The following is a 10,864-nucleotide window of genomic DNA, read 5'->3' as shown; positions in this document are numbered from 1 at the left end:
CGCGAATGCGGTGTGCCAGTCAACATTAATGTGTCTGGCTCACCGCATTCGCGAGCAGGCTCGCTCCCACAATGTTTTGTGGTGTAACCAAAAATAAGGATCAAGCCATGCGCGCACTGGCTGCACTCAGCCGCTTTGTCGGCAATACATTCGCTTACTGGGTTCTGATATTCGCCGTCGTGGCCTTCCTGCAACCAGCGTGGTTCATCGGCCTGAAAAGCGCGATCGTACCGCTGCTGGGTCTGGTGATGTTCGGCATGGGCCTGACCCTCAAACTCGACGACTTCGCCGCCGTTGCTCGCCATCCGTGGCGGGTGGCGCTGGGCGTGGTTGCGCATTTCGTGATCATGCCCGGTGTGGCGTGGTTGCTCTGCCAGGTGTTTCACCTGCCGCCGGAGATCGCCGTCGGCGTGATTCTGGTTGGCTGCTGCCCGAGCGGCACCTCGTCAAACGTGATGACCTGGCTGGCGCGCGGTGACCTGGCGCTTTCGGTGGCTATCGCCGCTGTCACCACCCTCCTCGCCCCATTGCTGACCCCGGCGCTGATCTGGCTGCTGGCCTCGGCGTGGTTGCCGGTGTCGTTCATGGAGCTGTTCTGGTCGATCCTGCAAGTGGTGCTGTTGCCGATCGTTCTCGGCGTGGTCGCGCAGCGTCTGCTCGGCGACAAGGTGCGGCATGCGGTGGATGTGTTGCCCCTGGTGTCGGTGATCAGCATCGTGATTATCGTCACCGCCGTGGTCGCGGCGAGCCAGGCGAAAATCGCCGAGTCCGGGCTGTTGATCATGGCGGTAGTCATGTTGCACAACAGCTTCGGCTATCTGCTCGGCTACTTCACCGGGCGCCTGTTCGGTTTGCCGCTGGCTCAGCGCAAGTCGCTGGCACTGGAAGTCGGCATGCAGAACTCGGGGTTGGGCGCAGCATTGGCCAGTGCGCATTTCTCGCCACTGGCGGCGGTGCCGAGCGCGCTGTTCAGCGTCTGGCACAATATCTCCGGGGCGCTGCTGTCGACGTATTTCCGGCGTATGAGTGAAAAAGAAGACCGCGACAATCTCGCGCAACAGGCGGTCGACTGAGCCGAAAACTTGATCCTCGGGTTAATGCTCGTCAGTATATTGCGCAACGCGGGGACGACCCTGCGGCTCGCTCGAGTCATTAATCTGGGGACGACCCCGTCAATCGATGGAGGTCCTGCATGGCCTGGATCATTCTGTTTTGCGCCGGCCTGTTCGAAGTCGGCTGGGCCGTCGGCCTGAAATACACCGACGGTTTCACCCGCCCGCTTCCGACCGCCCTGACCGTTGCCGCGATGGCTATCAGTCTGGGTCTATTGGGCTTGGCGATGAAGGAATTGCCGTTGGGTACGGCTTATGCGATCTGGACTGGCGTCGGTGCCGTGGGCACGGTGATCGCCGGGATCATTCTGTTTGGTGAATCGATGGCGTTGATTCGGCTGGCCAGTGTGGCGTTGATCGTCACGGGTTTGATTGGCCTTAAAGTCAGCGCTTAAGCCGATACCGTCTTCGCGAGCAGGCTCGCTCCCACATTCAACCGCGTTCCGTCATTGGAACAGGGTCAACTGTGGGAGCGAGCCTGCTCGCGAAGGGGCCTTTTGATACACCGACTATCTAACGGACCCGCGCAACTCCCCCACCAACACCTGCAACTTCGCTGGCTCAGTCCCTTCGGTAATCGCCGGCCCGGCCACCAGCGTCACCCGCGACCACAGGCGATGGAACAAGCCCTTGTTCGGATCGCGACTGAAGAAACTCCCCCACAATCCTTGCAGCGCCAGCGGAATCACCGGTACCGGGGTCTCTTCGAGAATCCGCGTCACGCCGCCGCGAAACTCATTGATCTCGCCATCAGCGGTCAATTTGCCTTCCGGGAAAATGCACACCAGTTCGCCGTCCTTCAGATACTGGGCAATGCGCGTGAAGGCTTTTTCATAGATCTGGATATCTTCCTGGCGTCCGGCGATGGGAATAGCGCCCGCCGTGCGAAAGATAAAGTTCAGTACCGGCAGGTTGTAGATCTTGTAGTACATGACAAAACGAATCGGCCTACGCACCGCCCCGCCGATCAGCAAGGCGTCGACGAAGGACACGTGGTTGCACACCAGCAGCGCCGCGCCCTCGTCCGGGATCGCTTCAAGGTTGCGGTGCTCGACGCGGTACATGGAATGGCTGAGCAGCCAGATCATGAAGCGCATGCTGAATTCCGGAACGATCTTGAAGATGTAGGCGTTGACGCCGATGTTCAGCAGCGACACCACCAGGAACAGTTGCGGGATCGACAGCTTGGCGACGCTCAACAAGACGATCGAAACAATCGCCGACACCACCATAAACAGCGCGTTGAGAATGTTGTTGGCGGCGATCACTCGCGCTCGTTCGTTTTCAGCCGTGCGCGACTGAATCAGCGCGTACAGCGGCACGATATAGAAGCCACCGAAGATGCCCAGGCCAAGGATGTCGATCAAGACTGCCCACGTGTGAACAAAGCCCAACACGGCAATCCAGCTATGGCCGGTGACACTGTCCGGGATTCCCCCGGAATGCCACCACAGCAACAGGCCGAACACGGTCAGGCCAAACGAGCCAAACGGCACCAGACCGATCTCGACTTTGCGCCCGGAGAGTTTTTCGCAGAGCATCGAACCCAGCGCGATTCCTACCGAGAACACGGTCAAAATCAACGTAACCACGGTTTCGTCACCGTGCATCCATTCCTTGGCATACGCGGGGATCTGCGTCAGGTAAATCGCCCCGACAAACCAGAACCACGAATTACCGACAATCGAGCGCGACACCGCTGGCGTCTGGCCCAGACCGAGTTTCAGCGTCGCCCAGGATTGACTGAATATGTTCCAGTTCAAACGCATTTCCGGCGACGATGCCGCCGCACGCGGAATGCTGCGGCTGGCCAGATAACCCAGCACGGCAATGCCAACGATGGCAGCGGAGACCACCGGCGCGTAGTGCTCGGACGACATCATGATCCCGGCGCCGATGGTGCCGGCGAGAATCGCCAGAAACGTGCCCATTTCCACCAGACCGTTGCCACCGACCAGTTCATCGTCGCGCAAGGCCTGCGGCAGGATCGAATACTTCACCGGGCCGAACAGCGCCGAGTGTGTGCCCATGGCGAACAGTGCCATCAGCATCAGCGACAGGTGATCGAAGAGGAAGCCGATCGATCCTACGGCCATGATGGCGATTTCCGCGAGTTTGATCAGACGGATCAGCGCGTCCTTGGCGAATTTTTCCCCGAACTGCCCGGCCAGCGCCGAGAACAGGAAAAACGGCAGGATAAACAGTAGCGCACAGAGGTTGACCCAGATCGAGCGGTCACCCTCGATGGTCAGCCGATAGAGGATGGCGAGGATCAACGACTGCTTGAACACGTTGTCGTTGAACGCGCCGAGCGACTGGGTAATAAAGAAGGGCAAAAAGCGCCGGGTGCGCAACAGGTTGAACTGTGAGGGGTGACTCATCTTCCGTGTTTCCTGATGTTAGGTAGTGAGGCCTGGGTGCTTGTTATTGGAATCCCGCACCACGATCCAGGCCACACCTTACCTAAACTTTTCGGATTATTTCTTCAAACCTGCAATGCACGGCGAGACAAACAGCTCGCCACGCCATGCGCCCTGCACGGTGCGCTTGCCGACGATCAGCCACATTGCCGCCAACAAAATCACCAGCGCCGTACCGAATACACTGAAAAATGTCAGGTTGAGGATGCTTGCCAGTTTCAAAGTCGCCAGCGAATAGACGCCCAGCGGGAAGGTAAAGCCCCACCAACCGAGGTTGAACGGAATGCCGTCACGCAGATAACGCACAGTGATCAACAGCGCCATGAGCATCCACCACAGACCAAACCCCCACAGCGTAATCCCCGCCACCAGGCCCAGGCCCGAAGCGATTTCACCGACGCCAGCCAGGCCATTGGCGGCAAAAATCGCTGGCGCCTCACCGCCCAACAGCAACATGCCCAGCGCACCGGTGCCGATCGGACCGAGGGCCAGCCAACTCGACGCGGCCATGTTTTCGTGGGGCAGCTTGTGCAGAGCCATACGCAACAACAGGATGGTCAGAATGCTGAACGCCACTGGCAGGGAAAAGGCCCACAGCACATAGCTGGTGGTCAATACGATGAGTTGCGCATGGGCGTCAGTCAGATGAGGGGCGAGCAAACCGCCGCTGGCCGCTGCTACTTCCGCCGCCACCACCGGCAGCAACCAGACCGCAGTCATCTGATCGATGCTGTGTTCCTGGCGGGTAAACATCATGTACGGAATCAGCACGCCACAGGCTAGCGACATCGCCACATCGACCCACCACAATACTTCAACGAGCTGGATGACACCGTCGCCCCAACGCGGCAGCCCGAACAGCAAAAAGCCGTTAATGATCGTCGCCAGGCCCATGGGAATGGTGCCGAAAAACATCGACACAGTGGAATGGCCGAAAATCCGCCGCGCCTCGTCAAAGAACAAAATCCAGCGCGCAGCGTAAGCAACGGTAAACAGCGTGAATAACAGAATGTTGAACAACCACAGCCCTTCGGCCACAGCGCGCAATCCGGGAATGGCCAGCGGCAATTGCGCCAAAGCCAACGCCAGGACACCGGTGCCCATGGTCGCGGCGAACCAGTTTGGCGTGAATTGACGGATCACTTCCCGTGGATGTTGAAGCTGGCTGAAAGGTTTGTAGCCGGGGGTGACACTATTAGGGCAAATCATCATGAACTCCTGTCCTCTGGTGAGGTGGAGTCCATGGTAGATCCGAATCGAATATCGATATAACGGGTAATATCTCTATCTGTTATCTGTTTTACCGATAGTAATTTAAACGCTGCCTTCGGATTCGATCACTAGGATCCGCGCTACGCCCTGCGGGTGGGCGACATGCTCGGTGCCGACCGAAGCATAGAAAATGTCGCCTGCATCCAGCAGCACCTGCTTCTCCTCACCGCTTTCGCGAAAATGCATCTGCACCTGGCCATCGAGCACAACGAACACTTCCTCGCCATCGTTGATGTGCCACCTGTATGGCTGATCGGTCCAGTGCAGGCGCGTGGTGATGCCGTTCATATTGGCGATGTCCAGCGCACCCCAGGCGCGGTCGGCGGTGAACGATTTGCTGCGGATAATCTTCATGAGTCGATCCGTGAGAGAAGTTCGCCAAGGCTAACCGAAACAGCCGCATTTAAGGTGCACCGCATGTTTGGCCGACGTGTGGACGCAGGCTGAGCAGCAACGCCGCCACGGCCAGCACGATCAACACAACGCCGTAACCATCAGTGGTCGCCAGCAACCCGAAACTGCGAGCCAGGTGCCCGGCCAGCAGCGCCGGCAAACAGAACGCCAGATAACTGAGCACGTAATAAGCCGACATCAAACCGGCTCGTTCATGCGGCAAAGCCAGCGGCACCAGACTGCGCACCGCACCGAGAAAGCCCGAACCAAAGCTGCAACCGGCGACCAGGGTGCCGAAGAAAAACAACGACAGACTGGCGCCATGCACGCCGAGGAGGATCAGGACCAGCCCGATCGGCAGCAAACTCGCGCCCAGCCGCAGCGCCTGAGCGGCTGGACGATTGCGCATCATGAAAATCATCAACGCACCGGTCACGGTGAGCGCCGCGACCGTAGCGCCACCGATCAGATTGGAGGTAGAGCCAGTGGCCGTGCGCACCAACGACGGTGCCAGCGAGGCATAAAAACCTCCGAGCGCCCAGGTTGCGGTGTTCAGTGGCAGCACTCGCCACAACGTCGATCGCGCTTGCACCGGCACGTGCAAAGTCGGTCGCAACGACGCCAGCGCCCCACCTTGCCGCGAGACACTTTCCGGCAGGCGCCAGACATAAACGCCCTGCAACACGAACAACGCCAACAGCAACCAATAGGTCAATTGCAACGGCGCCGGTGCGAATTCTGCCAGCAAGCCACAGCCCAACCCGCCCAAAGCCATCCCGAGTAACGGCGCGACGCTGTTGATCAGCGGCCCCTGCAGACGGTCGGTGTCGAGCAGCGTTGCACTCAATACGGCAGTGGCCATGCCGGTGGCGAAACCTTGCAGCACCCGTGCGCTGATCAACCACGACACGCTATCGGCGTAGATGAACAGCAACATGGCCAGTGCATTGAGCAACACGGCGGTGAAGATCACCGGTTTGCGGCCTAAGTGGTCGGAAAGCGAGCCCACCGTCAGCAACGCCGCCAACAGACTCAAGGCGTATACGGCAAAAATCAGCGTGAGCATCGCTGCCGAGAAATGCAGCTGATCCTGATACAAGTGATACAAGGGCGTCGGCGCGGTGGAAGCGGCGAGAAAACTGAGTAAGGTGATCGCCAGAAACCACAAGCTGGACTGGTGAGAAGCAATATTATTCGAGGGGCTGGTCATGGGCATACTCCGCAAAAGCTAATTTTTTGCTTTTGCGCAGCGTGCTACCGCCCAGCGCTTAAAGCAAATTCTTTGTGTTAAGGTCTGCCGCATGGCTATTAAAGAAGGTTTACGCCCTGGTGGCCGCAGTGCCCGGGTGCAAGAGTCGATTCATTCGGCGGTCAATGCGCTGCTGCAAGAGCAGGAACGTTCCACCGTGACCGTCCCGCAAATTGCCGCACGCGCCGGCGTTACGCCGTCGACGATCTATCGGCGCTGGGGCGATCTGGCGGCATTACTCGCCGACGTCGCCCTCGCCCGCATGCGTCCGGACAGCGAACCGGCGCAAACCGGCAGTTTGCGTAGCGATATCCGCGCGTGGGCCGAGCAGTACCTCGACGAAATGAGTTCCGAGCCGGGCCGCAACATGATGCGGGATGTACAGGCGAGCATGACGCCGGGGTATTGCGTGACGATCATTGGCGCGCAATTGCAGACGATCATTGCGCGGCACCCCGATGAGACCGCACCGAGTGTTGATCGGTTGATCAATCTGGTGGTGGCGCCGGTGGTGTTCCGGATTCTGTTTTCGGCGGCGGCACTCGAAGTGGAAGAATTACACAGGTTGATTGATATCGCGTTGAACCAGCACTGACACCGATCCCCATGTAGGAGCTGCGGCACGCTGCGATCTTTTGATTTTGATTGCAAAGATCAAAAGATCGCAGCCTCGTTTCACTCGACAGCTCCTACAGGGTTTTGTGTTCGGCAACGTCACCGCAAAAACTACCCAGTTCCAGTCCTGCGACACCCCGCCACGCCACGACCTTGGTCGACACTGACTAACCGCCGCGCCCGTGCGAGACTGTCCACCCGGGCAGGAGTGCCGGGGAGTCTTTCGTCGGGAGTGCTGCATGTCGTTGTCCACCGGGCTGATCGCCGTCGTTGCCCTGGCCTACATGGCCATCATGTTCGCCATCGCCTTCTACGGCGACCGTCGCAGCACGCCGTTGCCGCCACGGGTGCGCGCCTGGGTGTACAGCCTGTCGCTGGCGGTTTACTGCACCAGTTGGACGTTCTTCGGCGCGGTCGGTCAGGCGGCGGAACAGCTGTGGTCGTTCCTGCCGATCTATCTCGGGCCGATCCTGCTGCTGGTCGGCGCGCCGTGGGTCCTGCAGAAAATGGTGATGATCAGCAAACAGGAGAACATCACCTCCATCGCCGACTTCATCGCCGCGCGCTACGGCAAATCGCAATCGCTGGCGGTGGTCGTGGCGCTGATCTGTCTGGTCGGCGTGCTGCCCTATATTGCCCTGCAGCTCAAAGGCATCGTCCTCGGCGTGAACCTGCTGATCGGCGCCGGCGCCGATGCCATGGGCACCCGCGCTCAGGACACCGCGCTGATCGTGTCGCTGGTGCTGGCGTTGTTCACCATCGTCTTCGGTACGCGCAACCTCGATGCCACCGAACACCACAGGGGGATGGTGCTGGCGATCGCTTTCGAATCGCTGGTCAAGCTGTTCGCCTTTCTCGCCGTCGGCGCCTTCGTCACGTACGGCCTGTATGACGGTTTCGATGACCTGTTCAATCAGGCAATGCTCGCTCCGCGCCTTGAGGCTTACTGGAAGGAAACCATCAACTGGCCATCGATGGTGGTGCAGACCGGCGTGGCGATGATGGCGATCATCTGTCTGCCCCGGCAATTTCACGTGACCGTAGTGGAAAACATCGACCCGCAGGATCTGCGTCTGGCGAAATGGGTGTTCCCCGCCTATCTGGCTTTGGCCGCATTGTTTGTAGTCCCGATCGCCCTTGCCGGTCAGATGATGCTGCCCAGTGATGTGCTGCCCGACTCGTTCGTGATCAGCCTGCCGCTGGCCCAGGCCCATCCGGCGCTGGCGATGCTGGCGTTTATTGGTGGCGCATCGGCAGCGACCGGCATGGTGATTGTCGCCAGCGTCGCGCTGTCGACCATGGTTTCCAACGACATGCTCTTGCCGTGGTTGTTGCGCCGCAACAATGCCGAGCGCCCATTTGAAGTGTTCCGCCAGTGGATGCTCTCGGTGCGCCGCGTCAGCATCGTGGTGATTCTGCTGCTGGCCTATGTCAGCTATCGCTTGCTTGGCTCGACCGCGAGCCTGGCGACCATTGGCCAGATCGCCTTCGCGGCGGTGACGCAGCTGGCGCCGGCGATGCTCGGCGCACTGTACTGGAAACAGGCCAACCGTCGCGGCGTGTTCGCCGGTCTCGCCACCGGCACCTTCCTCTGGTTCTACACACTGGTGTTGCCGATTGCCGCGCACAGTCTCGGCTGGTCGTTGGCGAGTTTCCCCGGCTTGGCGTGGCTGCACAGCAATCCGCTGAACCTGCCGATCACGCCGTTGACCCAAGGCGTGGTGTTGTCGCTGGCCGGTAATTTCACCCTGTTCGCCTGGGTCTCGGTGCTGTCGCGCACGCGGGTTTCGGAACACTGGCAGGCCGGGCGTTTCATCGGCCAGGAAATCAGTGCACGCCCTAATGCTCGCTCGATGCTGGCGGTGCAGATCGACGATTTGCTGCAGCTGGCGGCGCGTTTCGTCGGCGAAGAACGCGCGCGGCAGAGCTTCATTCGCTTCGCCTACCGCCAGGGCAAGGGCTTCAACCCCAACCAGAACGCCGACAGCGAATGGATCGCCCACACCGAACGCTTGCTGGCCGGTGTCCTTGGCGCTTCTTCGACGCGCGCTGTAGTAAAAGCCGCCATCGAAGGTCGGGAAATGCAGCTGGAGGACGTCGTCCGAATCGCTGACGAAGCCTCGGAAGTGCTGCAGTTCAACCGCGCGCTGCTGCAAGGCGCGATCGAGAACATCACCCAGGGCATCAGCGTGGTCGACCAGTCGCTGAAACTGGTGGCATGGAACCGCCGTTATCTGGAGCTGTTCAACTACCCCGACGGCCTGATCAGCGTCGGCCGGCCCATCGCCGACATCATTCGCTACAACGCCGAACGCGGCTTGTGCGGCCCCGGCGAAGCGGAAGTGCACGTCGCACGACGCTTGCACTGGATGCGTCAGGGCCGCGCGCACACTTCCGAACGGCTGTTCCCCAATGGTCGAGTGATCGAGCTGATCGGCAACCCGATGCCTGGCGGCGGCTTCGTCATGAGTTTCACCGACATCACGGCGTTCCGCGAAGCCGAACAGGCACTGACCGAGGCGAACGAAGGGCTGGAACAACGGGTCAGCGAGCGCACCCAGGAACTGTCGCAACTCAACGTCGCGCTCACCGAAGCCAAGGGCAACGCCGAGGCAGCCAACCAGTCGAAAACCCGCTTCCTCGCCGCCGTCAGCCACGACTTGATGCAACCGCTGAACGCCGCGCGACTGTTCTCCGCCGCCCTCTCCCACCAGAACGAAGGCTTGAGCGCAGAGGCGCAACAACTGGTGCAACACCTCGACAGCTCGCTGCGTTCGGCGGAAGACCTGATCAGCGATCTGCTGGACATCTCGCGCCTGGAAAACGGCAAGATCAACCCCGAGCGCAAGGCCTTCGCCGTCAACGAACTGTTCGACACCCTCGGCGCCGAATTCAAAGCGTTGGCCCAGGAGCAAAAGCTCACGTTCCGCGTACGTGGCAGTCAGCTGCGCATCGACAGCGACATCAAACTGCTGCGGCGAATCTTGCAGAACTTCCTCACCAACGCTTTCCGCTACGCCAAAGGCCCGGTGCTGCTGGGCGTACGCCGGCGCGGCGACGAGTTGTGCCTGGAAGTCTGGGATCGCGGCCCAGGCATTCCGGAAGACAAACAACAAGTGATTTTCGAAGAATTCAAACGCCTCGACAGCCACCAGACCCGCGCTGAAAAAGGCCTGGGCCTGGGCCTGGCGATCGCCGACGGCTTGTGCCGCGTGCTCGGGCATACCTTGCGCGTCCGTTCATGGCCGGGGCGCGGCAGCGTGTTCAGCGTGACGGTACCGCTGGCGCGCACGCAAACGCCTGCGGCGAACACCACGGCCGAACCGAACAGCAAAATGCTCAGCGGCGCGCAGGTGCTGTGCATCGATAACGAAGACAGCATCCTGATCGGCATGAACAGCCTGTTGAGCCGCTGGGGCTGCCAGGTGTGGACGGCGCGCAACCGCGAAGAATGCGCAGCGATATTGAATGAAGGCGTACGGCCGCAACTGGCGCTGGTCGACTATCACCTCGACCACGGCGATACCGGCACAGAGCTGATGGCCTGGTTGCGCACCCGCCTGGGCGAGCCGGTACCCGGCGTGGTCATCAGCGCGGATGGACGCCCGGAGACCGTGGCGCAAGTGCATGCGGCGGGCCTGGATTATCTGGCCAAACCAGTGAAGCCGGCGGCGTTGCGGGCACTGTTGAGTCGGTATTTGCCGCTGTAGAAGGTGAACTTGCAGACGCCTTCGCGAGCAGGCTCGCTCCCACAGAACAGCAAGAGCAAGAGCAAGAGCAAGAGCAAGAGCAAGAGCAAGAGC

At 60.4% G+C, this 10,864-nt stretch carries 8 protein-coding genes; 4 read left to right on the top strand and 4 right to left on the bottom strand.

Going from position 1 to position 10,864, the window contains the following annotated elements; all coding sequences use genetic code 11:
• Nucleotides 1–107: 107 nt before the first annotated feature.
• The gene (locus tag AC4IHP_RS27640) at nucleotides 108–1,073 is read left to right on the top strand and encodes a bile acid:sodium symporter family protein (protein WP_490833262.1); all 966 of its coding nucleotides are present in this window, start codon (nucleotides 108–110) and stop codon (nucleotides 1,071–1,073) included.
• Nucleotides 1,074–1,192: 119 nt separating this feature from the next.
• Nucleotides 1,193–1,507, top strand: a complete 315-nt coding sequence (sugE, locus tag AC4IHP_RS27635; RefSeq protein ID WP_490833261.1) for a quaternary ammonium compound efflux SMR transporter SugE — start codon at nucleotides 1,193–1,195, stop codon at nucleotides 1,505–1,507.
• A gap of 114 nt (nucleotides 1,508–1,621) precedes the next feature.
• On the opposite strand, the gene AC4IHP_RS27630 is transcribed toward sugE, so the two are convergent.
• The 4 genes from AC4IHP_RS27630 to AC4IHP_RS27615 form a co-directional block, all read right to left on the bottom strand.
• Nucleotides 1,622–3,493, bottom strand: coding sequence for an MFS transporter (locus AC4IHP_RS27630; protein WP_490833260.1), 1,872 nt, complete (start codon nucleotides 3,491–3,493; stop codon nucleotides 1,622–1,624).
• Between the two features lie 96 nt (nucleotides 3,494–3,589).
• Nucleotides 3,590–4,741, bottom strand: a complete 1,152-nt coding sequence (locus AC4IHP_RS27625) for a TDT family transporter (protein ID WP_490833259.1) — start codon at nucleotides 4,739–4,741, stop codon at nucleotides 3,590–3,592.
• Between the two features lie 105 nt (nucleotides 4,742–4,846).
• Entirely contained in the window at nucleotides 4,847–5,158 is a 312-nt protein-coding gene (locus AC4IHP_RS27620) for a cupin domain-containing protein (RefSeq protein WP_460117613.1), read from the bottom strand.
• Between the two features lie 49 nt (nucleotides 5,159–5,207).
• Nucleotides 5,208–6,407, bottom strand: coding sequence for an MFS transporter (locus AC4IHP_RS27615; RefSeq protein WP_490833258.1), 1,200 nt, complete (start codon nucleotides 6,405–6,407; stop codon nucleotides 5,208–5,210).
• A gap of 91 nt (nucleotides 6,408–6,498) precedes the next feature.
• Here AC4IHP_RS27615 and AC4IHP_RS27610 point away from each other — a divergent pair, with 91 nt between their 5' ends.
• Both AC4IHP_RS27610 and AC4IHP_RS27605 read left to right on the top strand, forming a co-directional pair.
• The gene (locus AC4IHP_RS27610; protein ID WP_490833257.1) at nucleotides 6,499–7,041 is read left to right on the top strand and encodes a TetR/AcrR family transcriptional regulator; all 543 of its coding nucleotides are present in this window, start codon (nucleotides 6,499–6,501) and stop codon (nucleotides 7,039–7,041) included.
• 259 nt (nucleotides 7,042–7,300) lie between these two features.
• Entirely contained in the window at nucleotides 7,301–10,771 is a 3,471-nt protein-coding gene (locus AC4IHP_RS27605) for a hybrid sensor histidine kinase/response regulator (RefSeq protein ID WP_490833256.1), read from the top strand.
• The last annotated feature ends 93 nt before the right edge of the window (nucleotides 10,772–10,864 follow it).

This window comes from Pseudomonas sp. UF-293 (assembly GCF_058245595.1).
This window is presented reverse-complemented; position numbering and strand designations above follow the sequence as displayed.